General features: G+C 73.8%; 11 protein-coding genes. 5 read left to right on the forward strand and 6 right to left on the reverse strand.

The window, feature by feature from the left end:
* The first annotated feature begins 494 nt into the window (after positions 1-494).
* The 5 genes from ACFPP6_RS19415 (at position 495) to ACFPP6_RS19435 (ending at position 9,167) form a co-directional block, all read left to right on the forward strand.
* Positions 495-1,646, forward strand: a complete 1,152-nt coding sequence (locus ACFPP6_RS19415; protein ID WP_382043737.1) for a 2-aminoethylphosphonate aminotransferase — start codon at positions 495-497, stop codon at positions 1,644-1,646.
* Entirely contained in the window at positions 1,643-3,880 is a 2,238-nt protein-coding gene (locus tag ACFPP6_RS19420; RefSeq protein ID WP_382043740.1) for an FAD/NAD(P)-binding protein, read from the forward strand. Before ACFPP6_RS19415 ends, ACFPP6_RS19420 begins: the two co-directional genes overlap by 4 nt.
* Before the next feature lie 30 nt (positions 3,881-3,910).
* Entirely contained in the window at positions 3,911-4,771 is an 861-nt protein-coding gene (locus tag ACFPP6_RS19425) for an isocitrate lyase/phosphoenolpyruvate mutase family protein (protein ID WP_382043743.1), read from the forward strand.
* Between the two features lie 5 nt (positions 4,772-4,776).
* The gene (locus ACFPP6_RS19430; RefSeq protein WP_382043746.1) at positions 4,777-6,045 is read left to right on the forward strand and encodes an MFS transporter; all 1,269 of its coding nucleotides are present in this window, start codon (positions 4,777-4,779) and stop codon (positions 6,043-6,045) included.
* A gap of 74 nt (positions 6,046-6,119) precedes the next feature.
* Positions 6,120-9,167, forward strand: coding sequence for an amino acid adenylation domain-containing protein (locus ACFPP6_RS19435; RefSeq protein ID WP_382043749.1), 3,048 nt, complete (start codon positions 6,120-6,122; stop codon positions 9,165-9,167).
* Between the two features lie 130 nt (positions 9,168-9,297).
* Here ACFPP6_RS19435 and ACFPP6_RS19440 read toward each other — a convergent pair whose 3' ends face one another.
* From ACFPP6_RS19440 to ACFPP6_RS19465, 6 genes are all read right to left on the reverse strand, one after another.
* On the reverse strand, positions 9,298-9,906 hold the full coding sequence (locus tag ACFPP6_RS19440) for a ribonuclease FAU-1 family protein (protein ID WP_382043752.1): 609 nt from the start codon (positions 9,904-9,906) through the stop codon (positions 9,298-9,300).
* A 189-nt stretch (positions 9,907-10,095) separates the two neighbouring features.
* Positions 10,096-11,376 (reverse strand): cation:proton antiporter, encoded by a 1,281-nt coding sequence (locus ACFPP6_RS19445; protein WP_382043755.1) that lies wholly within the window; start codon positions 11,374-11,376, stop codon positions 10,096-10,098.
* A gap of 105 nt (positions 11,377-11,481) precedes the next feature.
* A complete protein-coding gene (locus ACFPP6_RS19450) occupies positions 11,482-11,802 on the reverse strand; it encodes an NIPSNAP family protein (RefSeq protein ID WP_382043758.1) in 321 nt (106 codons plus the stop codon).
* A gap of 130 nt (positions 11,803-11,932) precedes the next feature.
* Positions 11,933-12,577 carry a phenazine biosynthesis FMN-dependent oxidase PhzG gene (phzG, locus tag ACFPP6_RS19455; RefSeq protein WP_382043761.1) on the reverse strand — a complete coding sequence of 215 codons (645 nt, stop codon included), beginning with the start codon at positions 12,575-12,577 and terminating at the stop codon, positions 11,933-11,935.
* 87 nt (positions 12,578-12,664) lie between these two features.
* The gene (locus ACFPP6_RS19460) at positions 12,665-13,501 is read right to left on the reverse strand and encodes an amino acid kinase family protein (protein ID WP_382043764.1); all 837 of its coding nucleotides are present in this window, start codon (positions 13,499-13,501) and stop codon (positions 12,665-12,667) included.
* Positions 13,498-14,211, reverse strand: a complete 714-nt coding sequence (locus ACFPP6_RS19465; protein WP_382043771.1) for a thymidylate kinase — start codon at positions 14,209-14,211, stop codon at positions 13,498-13,500. Before ACFPP6_RS19465 ends, ACFPP6_RS19460 begins: the two co-directional genes overlap by 4 nt.
* Positions 14,212-14,934 lie beyond the last annotated feature (723 nt).

The following is a 14,934-nucleotide window of genomic DNA, read 5'->3' on the forward strand; positions in this document are numbered from 1 at the left end:
CGTCGCGGAGGTGTCCGGAGACGTCCGGGGGTGCCGGAGAGCCTGGGTCCGGGCGGGTCCGGGCGGGTCCGGGCGAGGGAGGTGCCGGGGCGGGAGTGGTGCACCCCACCGTCCGGGGTGCTCACGGATTGGAGCCTAGGTGTGACCTGCTGCTGCGATCAAGGGCGGTGCGTGTGGGCTCAAATGCGGACACATGGGCGTGCATGTGGCAATCCGCTCGGTCGAGTTGGCGGTAAATGCATGACGAATTCACTTCCTTGACGCTTGCGATCTTGGGCGCATAGTCTCCAGCGGGAGCGAGGGGACGGGGTGCGACCCGTCCGCCGCCCGATGGTCCGGGCCTGCCGCGACGCCGACGTCGCCTGCCCGTCACGACCTGCGAATCCGACGCCTCTTCGCGTCCGGCCGACGCCCCTTCACGTCCACAACCGAACGGTCCCGGTATTTCCTCCGAACGTTTTGGAAAGCTTTTTGCTTTTCCTTTAGGAGAATTCATGGAAGCCACCACGCCCGTCAACGGGCAGGAATCCGCCTGTCCGCCTCCGGCCGCCGTCCTGCTCAATCCCGGTCCCGTCAATGTGCACGAGCGCGTCCGCGCCGCAATGACGTACCCCGACGTGTGCCACCGCGAGCCCGAGGCCGCCGCCCTGATGCGGCGCACCCGCGCCAAGGCCACCGCGGTCTGCGGCGGCGACGAGAACCACACCAGCGTGCTGCTGGCCGGCTCCGGCACCGCCGCCCTGGAGGCGGCCGTCTCCTCCGTCGTCCCGCGCGACGGCAAGATCCTCGTCCTGGACAACGGCAACTACGGCGAGCGGATCCACCGCATCGTCACCGTCCACGGAATCCCCGAACACCACCTGGAGTTCGGCTGGATGAACCCGATGGACCCGGCCGCGGTCGACGCCGTCCTCGCCGCCGACCCGCAGATCACCCACGTCGGCATGGTGCACCACGAGACCAGCACCGGCATGCTCAACCCGCTCCGGGAGATCGGCGAGGTCGTGGCCCGCCACGGCCGGTCCCTCCTCGTCGACGGCATCAGCAGCGTCGGCGCCGAGGAGTTCGACATGGCCGCCGACCACGTCGACTGGCTCGTGGGCACGGCCAACAAGTGCCTGGAGGGCCTGCCGGGCGTCAGCTTCGTGTGCGCCCGCCGGGACCGCCTGGAGGCCCTCGCCGACGTCCCCTCCCGGACGTTCTACCTCGACCTGCACGGCCACTACGTCGCCCAGGACAAGGTCGGCGCCCCGCTGTTCACCCCCGCCGTCCAGGTGATGTACGCCTTCGAGGAGGCCCTGGACCTCATGCTCGCCGAAGGCGTCGGCGAGCGCATCGCGCGCTACACCGACTTCGCCCGGCGCCTGCGGGCCGGCTTCGCCGAGCGTGGCCTCAAGTTCCTTCTCGCGCAGGAGCAGATGAGCACCAGCGTCACCAACGTCCACGTACCCGACGGCGTCCGCTACGCCGACCTGCACGACCTCCTGAAGGACGAGGGCTTCGTCATCTACGGCGTGCAGGAGCAGGTCGGCAACGTCTTCCGCGTCGCCAACATGGGCCAGCTCGCCACCGACGTGCCCGACGTCTTCCTGGCCGCGCTCGACCGCGTGCTCGGCAAGCTCGGCGCGGCGGGGGTGGCCGCGTGACCACCGCCTCCCCGGCCCCGCTGCGCCTCGCCTTCGTCGGCGGCGGCCCCAGCTGCACCTACACCATGGAGCGGCTCGCCGCGATGGTGTCCGCCCACGACGGCCCCCTCGCCCTCGACATCCACGTCTTCGACCGCACCGGCCGGTTCGGCGACGGCGAGGTGCACAGCGCCGAGCAGCCCAGGGTCAGCTTCCTCAACCGCATCGTCGGCCAGGTCGCCTTCGCCGCCGACGAGACCGTGACCGGCGCCGGCCCCCTGCTGTCCCCCGCGGAGCGGCCCACCCTGCTGGAGTGGTGCCGGCGCAAGTTCGAGGAGACCGGAGACCCGGCCTTCGACCTCGCCGCCGAGGACTGGCCCAAGCGCTACGTCCACGGCCTCGCCCTGAAGGACCTCTTCACCCGCTACCGGAGCATGCTGGAGGCCCACCCCGGCGTGACCGTGCACCTGTGGCGGGCCGAGGTCACCGACGTCGTGGACGAGGGCACCCACCTGCGGCTGGTGAGCGACGGCGCCGAGCCCCTGGACGTCGACCACGTCCTCATGGTCACCGGCCACTCCACCAACGACCCCGCCCGCACCCCGCGCCAGCGCCCCTGGCAGGACTTCGCGGAGCGCAGCGCCGCCCGGTTCATCCCCAGCGCCTACCCCCTCGAGCGCCACCTGTCCGAGGACGACGTGGCCTCCGAGGAGACCGTCGGCTGCGTGGGCATGGGCCTCACCACGTTCGACGTCATCCTCTACCTGACGGAGGGCCGCGGCGGGCAGTTCGTCCCGGCCGGCGGCGGAGGGCTCGACTACGTGCCGTCCGGGCGCGAACCGCGCTCCATCGTGTGCTTCAGCGGCTCGGGACTGTTCACCTTCGCCCGCCCCTACAACGCCAAGGAGGTGGACCTCGCCACGTACGAGCACCGCGGCCGCTTCCTCACCGAGGAGGCCGTCGACCGGCTGCGCAAGACCGTGGGCGTCCCGGTGACCGTCGGCACCCGCGAGCAGCGCCAGCTCGACTTCGAACGCCACGTGTTCCCGCTCGTCGTCCTGGAGATGCACCACCTCTACTACAAGACGCTGCTCGGCGCCGACGTCGCCGACGAACTGGCCCGCGTCAGCGAGGCCGCCTACGCGTCGTTCCTCGACGGGGAGAGCGCCGGGCTCGGCGCCGAGGAGGCCACGGAGATCCTCGTGGCACCCCTGCGCACCGCGGTGACCGCGATGGAGACCGTCCTCGACGGGCTGCTCTCCGGGACCGCGGACGCCCCCGCCGAGGACCTGAACTGGTCCGTGACCGGCGCCCTGCACCGCTTCCTCACCGTGGTGTTCGGGCCGGAGCAGGCCGAGCGCATGACCGACCTCGCCGCCGCCCCGGCCGAGCTCGCCGCGGCCGTCGCCGGCGAGCCCTCGCCCTGGCGGCACGCCAAGCGCGTCGCGGGCCACCGCTTCTCCTGGCACGAGAGCATCCGCCCGATCCCGGCCGCCGAGTGGACGTCCCCCGAGGCCTACCGCGCCGCCATGGTCGCCTTCATGGAGAAGGACCACCTCCAGGCCGCCCAGGACAACCTCACCAACCCGGCCAAGGCCGCGGCCGACGGCGTCTGGCGCGACCTGCGCCCGGTGCTCGGCCACGCCGTCGACTTCGGCGGCCTGACCCCCTCGTCGCACCGCGCCTTCCTCGACGTCTTCATGCGGCACCACAACCGCCTGGCCAACGGCGCCGCGCTCGAGGTCATGGAGAAGATGCTCGCCCTGATCCGGTGCGGCCTCGTCGACATCGACGCCGGACCCGACGCCCGCGTCCGCGGCGAGGGCGACCAGTGGCACGTCACCGGCCCGCACACCGGCACGGAACGCTCCTTCGACGTCCTCGTCGAGGCGAAGGTGCACGCCTTCGACCCCGCCGCGGACACCGCCCCGCTCTACCCGAACCTGCTGCGCCGCGGCCTCGTCCGCAAGTGGAGCAACCCGGGCGACGGCACCGAGCCGCCGTTCGAGCCGGGCGGCCTCGACCTCGACGCGGCCTTCCACCCGCTGGCCGCCGACGGGACGGCCGACCACCGCCTCACCTTCCTCGGCCCGCCCAGCGAGGGCGTCATGTTCTTCCAGCTGGGCGCCCTCCGCCCGCAGCAGGACCACCACGTCATGCAGGACATCCTCACCTGGCTCGCGCCCTTCTGGGAGCACGTCCTGGAGCGCTCGGCCGCCGCTCCGCCCGCCGGGGCGGCCGCCCCGTCCGCCTGACCCCGCACCTGCGCAACCCTAGGAATCACCATGCTTCGGACCCAAAGCCCCTCCTTCCGCAGCCTCGTCGAGCGCGGCAGCATCGTCCGCGTGGCGGGCGCCCACGACGCCATCGGTGCCGTCCTCGCCCAGAACGCCGGATTCGACGCCGTGTGGGCCTCCAGCCTGGAGGTCTCCGCCGCCCGCTGCCTGCCCGACGCGAGCGTCCTCACGATGACGGAGTACCTGGAGAGCGCCGCCAACATGCAGAAGGCGCTGCACGTCCCCGTCGTCGCCGACTGCGACACCGGCTACGGCGGCAACCTCAACGTGGCCCACATGGTGCTCGAGTACGAGGCCGCCGGCATCACCGCCGTGGCCATGGAGGACAAGCTGTTCCCGAAGATGAACAGCTTCGCCGCGCACGACCACACCCTCCTGGACACCGAGGCCTTCGCCTCCAAGATCCGCACCGCCAAGAGCGTCCAGAGCACCGGCGAATTCTTCGTCATCGCCCGCACCGAGGCCCTCATCAGCGGCCTCGGCGTGGACGAGGCGCTGCGCCGCTGCCACGCCTACGCGGACGCCGGCGCCGACGCCGTGCTCATCCACTCCAAGATGAAGAGCCGGGACCAGATCGAGGAGTTCCTCCGCGGCTGGGAGAACCGGCGCCCCGTGGTCGTCGTCCCCACCACGTACCCCGACTGGCACGTCGACGAGGCCGAGCGCGCCGGCGTCTCGACCGTCATCTACGCCAACCAGGGGCTGCGCGCGACGATCACCTCCCTGCGGGACGCCTACCGCACCATCTACGAGACCGGCAGCTCCGTGGAGCTGGAGGACGCGATCGCCCCGGTCGGCGACATCTTCGAACTGCAGCAGCTCGCGGCCTGGCAGAAGCTGGAGGCCTGAGCCGCGTGACGCTCTCCGCGCAGAGCCTGTACGGCGGCGTGCGCACCTGGGCCGGGGAGCAGATCCCCGGCCCGGGGCCCGGCCGGCAGCTCGCCCTGCTGACCCTCGTCCAGTCCGTGGGCCTGGGCGCCTTCCTCAGCTCCAGCGCCCTGTTCCTCACGGGCGTCGCCGGCCTGAGCAGCGGGCAGGTCGGCACCGGCCTGAGCATCGCCGGCGTCTGCAGCGCGCTCGCCAGCACCCTGGCGGGCGCCGCCGCCGGCCGGTTCGGCACCCGTGTGCCGCTCGCCCTCACCTACGCCGCCACCGCGGTGCTCTTCGTCCTCTACGGCACCGTCGGCTCCTACCCCGGCTTCCTCCTGCTGGCCTGCGGCATCTCCATCGGCGAGGGCGCCGCGGAGCCGCTGCGCGCCACACTGGTCCACGCACTGTCGCGGGGCACCCGGGCGAGCCTGCTGCGCGCACAGATGCGCAGCGTGCTCAACATCGGCTTCATCGCGGGCTCCGGCCTCGCCACCCTGGCCCTCCTCGCCGGCACCCGCGAGGCGTTCCTCGGCGTCTTCCTCGGCAACGCCTGCGCGCACGTGTGCTGCGCCCTGCTGACGCTGCGGCTGCGCCCCCCGCAGGACGACGCGCCACCCCCGGCGCGGCCCGGCTCCCGGCGTTCGGGACGGGCCTTCACCGACGTGCGCTTCCTGCTGCTGACGCTGGTGAACGGGGCCCTGGAGATGCACCAGGTCGTCGTCACCGTCATCGTGCCCCTGTGGATCGTGACGTCCACCCGGGCCCCGGCCTGGCTCAACGCCGTCCTGCTCGTCCTCAACACCGTCGTCATCATCGCCACCCAGGTACGGGTCGGCCGGCGCATCGACACCCTGGCGAGCGCGGGCGCGATGCAGGTGCGCGGAGGGATCCTCCTCGGCGTCTCCTGCTGCGCGGCCGCGCTCTCCGCCGTTCCCGGCGTCGCGCTGCCCGTGACCGCCCTGGTGGTCTCGGCACTGGTCCTCGCCGTCGGCGAACTGTGCCAGGTGGCCAGCGCCCTGCAGCTCTCCTACGACCTGCCGCCCCCCGGCCGGCAGGCCGAGTACCAGGGCGTCTTCGCCTTCCGCAAGGGACTGCGGCAGGCCGTCGGGCCCGCCCTGCTGACCTGGCTGGTCGTCGGGCACGGGGCCACGGGCTGGCTGGTGCTCGGCGGTTGCTTCGCCGTCCTCGGCCTGCTCGGCGGCCGCCTCGTGACCCTGAGCGCCGCCGCCCGCGAGGACGCCCCGCCCGCCTGAACCCCGTACGCGCGCACCCCCGTCCCCCCCCGTACCCGCTGAAGAGCCACACCCCCTGAAGAAAGAACACGTGGATGGATTCCTCCCGCAGTGCGCCCCCGCCGGTGCACGAACTCGTGGACCGGCACGTCGCCGCCACCCCCGACGCCGTCGCCGTCAGCGACGAGGAACGCTCGTGGACCTACCGGCAGCTGTCCGACCGCGCCGACGCCCTCGCCGCGGCCCTCGCCCCCCACGTGCGGCCGGGGGACCGGGTCGCCGTGCACGTCGGCCGCCGGTGCGACCTCGTCGCCGCCGCGCTCGCCGTGCTGCGCAGCGGGGCGGTCTACGTGCCGCTCGACCCCGAGTACCCCGCGGACCGGCTGCGCTTCGTGGCCGAGGACGCCGGACCGGCAGCGGTCGTCAGCGACGACCCCGCCACGGCCACCGCCTGGGGAGCGCCCGTGATCCCCGCCGACGCGGACGCCGGCGCCGGGGCCCAGGGACCGTTCGAGCGGCCGGGGACCACCCCCGGCGGGGCCGCCTACGTCATCTACACCTCGGGTTCCACGGGCCGCCCCAAGGGCGCGGTGCTGGCCCACCGCAGCGTCGCCAATCTCCTCGGGCACGCCGCCGACAGCTTCGGATTCGGCCCCGCGGACTCCGTCCTCGCCATCGCCTCCGTCGCCTTCGACTTCGCCGTCCTGGAGATGTTCCTGCCGCTCACCGCCGGCGGGACGCTCCACCTGCCGCCCCGCACCGTGGCCCGCGACCCCGAGCTGCTCACCCAGTGGATCAAGGAGCGCGGCGTCACCTTCCTGATGGGCACCCCCTCGATGTTCGGGGCGATGCTCGGCGCCGGCTGGCGGCCCCGCCCCGGCATGACCCTGATCGCCGGCGGCGAGGTCCTGCCGCCCGCCACCGCGCGCAGCCTCACCGCCGACTGCACCCTGTGGAACATCTACGGGCCCACCGAGACCACCATCTACGCCACCTGCGAGAAGGTCGACCCGGACGACATCACCATCGGCCGCCCCGCCCGCGGCGTCACGCTCACCGTCCTCGACGGCGACCGGCCCGCGGGCCCCGGCGAGGCCGGCGAACTCTGCGTCCAGGGCATCGGCGTGGCCCTCGGCTACCACCGGCGCCCGGACCTCACGCGCGAGCGCTTCGCCCCCCTGCCCGGCGCCCCGGACACCCCCTGCTACCGCACCGGCGACCTCGTCCGCATCCGCCCCGACGGCCGCGTCGACTACCTCGGCCGCATCGACGACCAGGTGAAGATCCGCGGGTTCCGCGTCGAACTCGGCGGCATCGAGGAGGCGATCCGCGCCGAGCCGGGCGTCCACGAGGCCGCGGTCGTCCTCGCCGGCCCCGCCGATTCCCCGGTCCTGGCCGCCCACGTCGTCTTCACCGGAGGCGGAGGCGGAGGCGGAGACGGCGACGTGCAGGCGCTGCGCGAGAGCCTCCGCCGGCGGCTGCCCGCCCATGAGGTGCCCCACCACCTGCTCCCCGCCGACGCGCTGCCCCGCAGCCCCCACGGCAAGGTGGACCGCGCCGCCCTGCGCGAACGGCCCCTGCCGGGCGCCCACGAGCCCGCGCCCGTCCCCGCGTCCGCGGCCTCCGGCACCGCCGCGCTGCTCCGCGAGGTCTTCGGCGACGTGCTCGGGCGCAGCGACCTCCGCGACACCGACGCCTTCTTCGACATGGGCGGTGACAGCCTCTCGGCCCTCCGGATCGTCACCCGCGCGCGGTCGGCGGGCCTTGCCCTGACCGTGCGCGACCTCACCGAACGGCCGACCGTCGCCGCGCTCGCCGGGCACCTCGCCGCGGCCGCCCCGGAGGAGGCCGCGCCGGACGAGCCGGAGGAGGTGCGGATCCTCCCCTCCCAGGGCTGGTTCCTCGCGGTCGACCTGCCCCACCGGGCGCACTTCGTCGAGCCGCTCACCCTGGAGGCCGCGGAGCGCGTCGACCGGGACCGGCTCCAGAGGGCCCTGGACGCCCTGGCCCGCCGTCACCCCGGCCTGATGTCCCGCTTCGACGGTGAGACCGTGCGCGCCGTGCACACGGCGTTCCCGCTCCTCGACTTCGGCCTCGGCCCGGAGGACGAGGGGTTCGTCGCGGCCCTCGACGGCCTCTACGCGCGCGTGGACCTCGCCGAGGGGCCCGTCTCCCTCGCAGCCCTGTTCCGCGGCGGCCCCCGCGACGTACTGCTGCTCGCCTTCCACCACCTGGTCGTGGACGGCCTGAGCATGCAGATCATCACCCAGGACCTGGACCGGCTCTACACCCACGGCCCGGACGCCCTCGACCGGCCGCCGGTGTCCGCCCTGCGGCACTCCGCCGGGCTGACCGCGTTCTCCCGGACCGCGGCCGCCCGGCAGGCGGAGCGGGAGTGGCTCGCGCTGCCCTGGTCCGAGATCGGCGAGGTGCCCACCACGGGACCGGTCACCGGGCTCGTCCAGGCCGACCTGCGCCGCGCCGGCCTCTCCCTGGACCCGGACCTGGCCGAGCGGGTCCTGTCCGTGGCCCATCACGCGCCCGTCACCACCGAGGAACTGATCCTCGCCGGCATCGCCGAGGGGCTCGCGGCCCGCGGCGGCAGCCCGACCGTCGCCGTCGACGTCTTCCGCCACGGCCGCTGGCCGCGCGGCACCGCGGGCGACCCCAGCTCCACGGTGGGCTGGCTCGCCGAGGTCGTCCCGCACGTCCTGACCACCACGCCCGGCGCCGGGCCCCTCGGCCGGCTCGCCTCCCTGCGCGCGCAGATCCACCGGCTGCGCTCCTTCGAGGAGACCTGGGGGCCCCTGCGCCACAGCAGCCCCGACCCGGAGGTCCGCGCGCGGATGGCCGCGCTGCCCCGCCCCCAGGTCTTCCTGCACTACCTGGGGCGCGGCCTGAAGGACCTGCCGCCCATGGACTCCTTCACCCAGGTCACCACGCGCCAGGGCTGCCCCAAATCGCCGCTGAAGGAACCGTTCCGGCCCATCGAGCTGCGCGTCACCCTCGAGGACGGGAAGGTCGCCTTCGACTGGCGGATCGCCGAGCCCGCCTTCGCGCCCGGCACCGCGGAGGCCCTCGCCGGCGCCTGCGCCGACGCGATCGCCCGGCTCACGGAGGCTGTCGTGCCCGCGTCCCGCTGAGCCCGCCGGGGTGCGGCCCGCGCGCAACGGGCCGCACCAGGCATGACGACGGCCCCGGGGGAGCAACCCGGGGCCGTCGTCATGCCATCGGCCGTCATGCCATCGGCAACAGCACGGAATCCGCGGATTCCTAGGCCGCCGTGCCGGCCTGCGCGCCCTCCAGGGCCACGGGGGCCGGCACGTCCCATTCCACGGGCGGCGTCCAGTCCCGCCACGCCTCCCACCAGCAGTCGCCGGACGCGATCAGCGCCTCGACCTCCCGGGCAGCCGCCCGCACCCCCGCGGCCTCCTCCGCCGTGAACCCGCCGCCGCGCTCGCGCTCCTCGAACTCGTCGACGTCCTTCCAGCGGTACGGGGAGCCGTCCCCGGGTATCCAGAGGTCCAGCTCCTGGTCGAGGGTGTCGTAGCCCCGCCCGGTGCGCCGCAGCGGCTCCTGGAAGTTGACGTACCAGCCCTCGAACTCCCCGTCCGACCAGCGGGCCCAGACGGAGTAGGCGTCACCCGCGCGCTGCAGTTGCAGCACGCCGTCCGACTGCCAGTGGGGGTCGAAGGCCGCCCACGGGTGGACGCCCCAGCGGAAGTCCCCGCCGCCGAACGTGAGCCGGGTCCCGCGGTGCAGGTACGTGGCCAGGGTGACGCCGTCGTCCGCGGCCACCTGCACGGGATAGACGATCCACTCGCGCCCGTCGAGGATCTCTCGCCGGACGATGACTTCACCGGGGTTGAACAAACGGCTCATGGGAACTGGTCTGTCCTTCGTACGTCGTGACGGTCGTGGTGCACGCGCAGCCACCCCGCCGGGCAAGGGCGGGGCGGCAGGCGCTCCGGGGCGGGTTCACGCCCCGTGCGGCCCCCGGGAGCCTCCCGGGGGCCGCACGTCGTGCCGGGGCGGCCCCGATCGGGCCGGCGCCGCCCCCGCACGCGGGTCTCAGCTCTTGTCGAGCACGAGCCCCGGCCTTCCGGCCGTGCCCGCCGGCGGCCGCGCGGGGGCCGCGGCGTCCTCCGCCCCGGTGCGCGCCGGCACGCCGAGCAGGGTGAGCAGCGGCCCCGTCATGGCCGTCGTGACCAGGGCCATGACCACCATGATGGAGTAGAAGTCCCGGTCGATGATGTGCAGGTCGAGGGCGGCCGCCGCGATGACGATCTCCGTGAGCCCGCGGGTGTTCATCAGCACGGCCGCGGGGAGCGCCGTGCCGTGGGGCAGCCCGGAGCAGCGCGCACCGGCGTACGCACCGGACACCTTGGTGACCACCGCCGTGCCCACGACCGCGGCCAGGGCCAGCACGTCGCCCGTGCCGAAGCCGGAGAGGTCGACGGCGGTCCCGGCGAGGAAGAAGTAGAGCGGCAGCAGCAGGTGGCCGACCTGGCCCATGCCCTGTTCGACCTGGGTGAGGAGCCCGCCGGGCCCCTTGCGCGGCGCCACCGCGCCCAGGGCGAAGGCTCCGAAGACGAAGTGGACGCCGAGCCATTCGGTGGCCGCGCAGGAGCACATGAGGCCCACGAGGAACACGGGCAGGAGGTGCGCGCCGGACAGGTCGCGGCGGGCGGCCCGGCGAACCGCCGCGGCCAGCAGGGGCCGGACGGCGAACTGGAGCAGCAGCAGGTAGCCGGGGAGCAGCACGATGCGCCACTGGCCCGACGAACCCGCCCAGGCGGCCACGGCGGCCAGGCACAGCCAGGCGATCAGGTCGCCGATCGACGCCGACGTCAGGGTGAGGGTGCCGAGCGGCTTCGAGGTGAGCCCCCGGTCGGCGAGGATGCGCGCGAGGACGGGGAAGGCCGTTATCGAGAGGGCGACGCCCACGAAGACGACGAAGACCGTCCGGTCGCCGGCCGCGTGGTTCCCGGCCAGCGGGACGGCCAGGGCGGCGCCCCCGGCGAGCGGCAGCAGGATGGAGCCGGCGGTCAGGCCGAGCACGGATCTCTGCTGCCCGCGCAGGGACGAGGCGTCCAGCTCGTAGCCGATGACGAACATGAGGGCGGCCAGGCCCACGTCGGCGAGTGCGGTCAGCGGGGGCCGGACCCCGGCGGGTATGAGGGTGCCGGCGCCCAGGGGCGCCAGCAGGGTGGGGCTCGCGAGCAGGCCGGCGACGATCTCCCCGACGAGCGGGGGCTGTCCCAGCCTGCGGGCCACGGCCCCGAGGAGCCTGGCCGCTCCCATCGCGGCCGCGACGAGGAGGAAGAAGGCGGTGAGGGTGGTGCCAGACACGGAGACGTCTCCATGGTGCGGGTCGGCGGGCAGGAGGGTGGGCGCGCAGGCGCGGCCGGAGTCAGCGCAGGCCGGAGGGTGGGCGCGCAGGCGCGCGGGCCGGAGTCAGCCCAGGCCGGAGGCCGGGGTGGGCCGGACGCGCGTCACCACGGTGCGGTCCATGAGCAGCAGTTGCTCGACGACCGGACGCATCTCGTGCTGCCAGCGGTCGCTGTCGTACACCGCGGCGTAGAGCTCCCGGCGCTGTTCCTCGCTCGCGAAGCGCCGGATCCACACGTACCCGTCGGGGTCCTCCTCGTCGGTGAACGAGGCGGTGATGTCCATGCCCAGGGACTGCTGGAACGGAATGTTGACCTCTTCCATGTACCGCACCCACGCGTCGCGGCGGCCGGGCCGGGTCTGGTAGCGGCGGATCTCGTAGAACACGGTGCTCCCTGGGGGATGTGGGGACGGGGACGCGCGTTGGCGTCCCCGTCGGCGGGGCGGCGGGCCGGCGACGCCCGGCCGCGGGGGAGGGGGCGGCGGATCCCGCGGAACACCGCCGCCCCCGGCCCGGTCAGGGCTGCAGGCGACGGTGCGTCCAGGCCTGCGCCTGCTGGTCCGGGCGCTCGTAGGCGAGACGGCGGTGCAGGCGGTCGGGGCTGCCGTACCAGAACTCGACGGTCTCCGGGACGAGCCGGTAGCCGGTCCACTCGGTGGGCCGCGGCACGGGGCCGCCGGACTCCACGAGCGCCCGGGCGCGGGCGCGCAGCTCCGCCTCGTCGTGGAGCGGGCGGCTCTGCCGCGACACGGCGGTGGTCGCCTGAGCGGAGAGCGGGCGCCGCGCGAACAGGTCGTCGGACTCCTCGGCGGTGAGCTCCTCGACCGTTCCGGACAGGGTGATCTGCTGGAGCGTCTCGCGCCAGTAGAACGTCATGGACGCCGCCGGGCGGGCCGCGAGGTCCCGGCCCTTGCGGCTGCCCTTGAAGCTGGTGAAGACCAGGCCGCGGTCGTCGAGGTCCTTCACGAGCAGGACCCGCGTCGACGGCCGGCCCTCCTCGTCGGCGGTGGCCAGCACCGCGGCGAAGGGCTCCCGCACCTCGCGGCGCAGGGCCTCGTCCAGCCATTCGCGCAGCAGGGCCATAGGGTCGGCGGGCGGGGCGTCGAACTCACGCAGGTGCAGGGAGGCGTCCCCGCTGAGGGTCTGCACGTTCTCGCTCATCTTCGTCGTTCTCCTTCGGTGGTCGGCAGCACCGCGTGGGGCGGCCTCGTGACGGGCCGTCGGCCCGGGACCGGAGTGCCGCGCGCCTCAGATCGCCGCGGGAGTGCGGGATATGAGGGTGTGCGGCACGTCGTCCGGCCAGCGCTCCATCGGGCTGAACAGGTGCAGCAGGCTACGGGCCCGGCGATCTCCTTGCGTAATCACGCATTCCGCGCCGCGGCGGGCGTGTCCGGCGAGCGCCTGCACCTTGCCGCGCATCGCGTCGCTGGTGTCCCAGGAGGCGGTCGGCCAGAAGAGCGCGCCGGCCGGGTCGGCCTCGTCGGGGTCCACGTGGCGCAGCACCGGGCTGTCGTGGCCGGTGCCGGTGAGGATGCCCGGTACGTCGGTGAGCGTCACGACCCGCACCGGGGCGAAGTCTTCGGCGACCATGACGCCCGGGACCTCGTCGCTGCCCATGATGCGCAGCGATCCGTCGGCGGTGACGATGCAGTCGCCGGAGAGCACGGGGAGGATGCCGGAGCGGAGCAGCTGGGCCGGGACCGCCGTCTGGGTGCGGACGCCGCCGGCGTCCTCGCGGGCCAGGGCGGCGACCTGCAGGGGCATCGCCCTGACGCCGGCCGCGCACAGGGCCTGCGTCCAGGCCCACTTGACGCGGAACGTGGCCTGTGTGAGCGGCAGGAGCGCGTGGGGGCCCGGTGCGTCCGTGGTCCGCACGGCGCCGTGCCCGAGGGCCCCGCCGCCGGCGACGAAGACGACGCGGCCCGGGCGGGCCGTGGCGAGGGCGGCGACGAGGGCCGCGTAGTCGCGCAGGGCGTCGTGGTCGATGTGGTCGTCGCTGCGTTTGTCGGAGACGAGGCTCCCGCCCACCTTGATCACGACGGTGCGCGGCTCGCCCGGCGCGATCTCCTGCGCGGCGGGCGTCACCGGGCCACCGTCCCGGGCGTGGCGGGGGTGCCTTCGAGGGTGCTTTCGAGGGTGCTGCCGGTGGTGCCGAGGACGAGCGAGGAGACGCGGGCGGTGACGTCCTCAAGGGGCGCGGACGCGTCGAGCGTGAGCCATCCGAAGCGGTCGGCCCAGGTGTCGAGGAGGGCGAGCACACTCCGCTGGTGGGCGAGGAAGCTCTCCCGGGAGCAGGACGGGTCCATGCCGCACTCGTAGGGCAGGACGTCCCGGCCGGCCTTGCGCTCCCAGGTGGCTTCGGGGTCCGCCCGGAGGTAGGCCACGGTCCCGGCGGGCGGGAGCCCGGCCGCGACGGCCTCCACCCACGTCCGGTCGAGGCCGTAGACGATCTCGCTCGCGGCGTGCTTCATCCAGTAGCCGTCGAGCAGGGTCACGCGGTCGGCGGGGGTGGGCCCGCCGGTGTCACCGGGGTCCGGGACACGGCCTTCCAGAGCCATGCCGATGGACCACATGAGGAAGAGGAAGCGCGGGCCCTTGGGCATCTCGGCGACGCACTGGCGTGCGTCGGGGACGTCGGGGCGCATGAAGCGGGCGGCGGGGTAGGCGGGGTTGTCGACGATGTCCCACCGGTCGACGCGGTCGACGGGCAGGCCCGAGGCCCGCAGGCGCTCGGTGACCGTCCGCGAGACGGTGGATTTCCCGGCTCCGTCGGCGCCGGCGAGAGTGAAGATCATGTAGTGCTCCTGGTAGCTGCGCGGGCAGCCGGCCGCCGCCGCACCGTGGGCACGGCTGATGGGTCCGTCACGCGTGTGCGTCAACAGCTCTGTGAATGCGTCTTATTGATGCTTCATCAGGAAAGGGCAGGCCTGTGAAGGGTGCGGGTGGGGTGCACGCGGGGCAGTGCCGGAAGGCGGGGCGCTGCTCGTGCGCCCGGGCCATGAGGGCTCTCCCGTGGTGCTCCACGGATGCGGGTCGCGCTGCGGCGGCGTGTGGACGGCGACGCGGCCCGGGCAAGGGGCCGGCGAGGAAAAGTGGTGACTGCGGGACCGGTCGAGCGGTCGCCGGAAGGACAGGAGGCCGTGCGATGCCCCGCCCGCGGTGGCGGGCGGTGTCCTGCGGTGAGACGCGTTCCGGTCAGCAGTGCTGATGCGGAGTTCAGTTCGGACGATTGGGCGCGGACACGTCGAAGTTCTCCCTCTCGTTCGTCGTGGTCCCGGCTTATCGGTAGATCAGTAACCCTAGGTCAGCAGCCCGTGATGATCAAGAGCCGGCGGTGGCCGCGGAGAGCGTGCCCGGGTGCCTGGCAAGCTCCGGCACGCACCCTTTGCATTTATGCAGATGGCGTATGAAACTTGTTCGTCCCCGGGAATTCCGTGAGTCGTGTCCCCGGCTGAACCCCGTGTATCGTTCCCGGAGTTACCGGGCGCCCGGCCGATCGTGATCATCGTCTCTTGACG

The sequence above is a fragment of the Streptomyces aureoversilis genome (assembly GCF_042657885.1).
Classification (GTDB): Bacteria; Actinomycetota; Actinomycetes; order Streptomycetales; family Streptomycetaceae; genus Streptomyces; species Streptomyces aureoversilis.

Excerpts from the sequence above, each read along its gene's own strand:
- ACFPP6_RS19440 (WP_382043752.1), bottom strand. The coding sequence starts at position 9,906 with ATGAGCCGTTTGTTCAACCCCGGTGAAGTCATCGTCCGGCGAGAGATC.
- ACFPP6_RS19415 (WP_382043737.1), top strand. The coding sequence starts at position 495 with ATGGAAGCCACCACGCCCGTCAACGGGCAGGAATCCGCCTGTCCGCCT.
- ACFPP6_RS19425 (WP_382043743.1), top strand. The coding sequence starts at position 3,911 with ATGCTTCGGACCCAAAGCCCCTCCTTCCGCAGCCTCGTCGAGCGCGGC.
- phzG (WP_382043761.1), bottom strand. The coding sequence starts at position 12,577 with ATGAGCGAGAACGTGCAGACCCTCAGCGGGGACGCCTCCCTGCACCTG.
- ACFPP6_RS19435 (WP_382043749.1), top strand. The coding sequence starts at position 6,120 with ATGGATTCCTCCCGCAGTGCGCCCCCGCCGGTGCACGAACTCGTGGAC.
- ACFPP6_RS19465 (WP_382043771.1), bottom strand. The coding sequence starts at position 14,211 with ATGATCTTCACTCTCGCCGGCGCCGACGGAGCCGGGAAATCCACCGTC.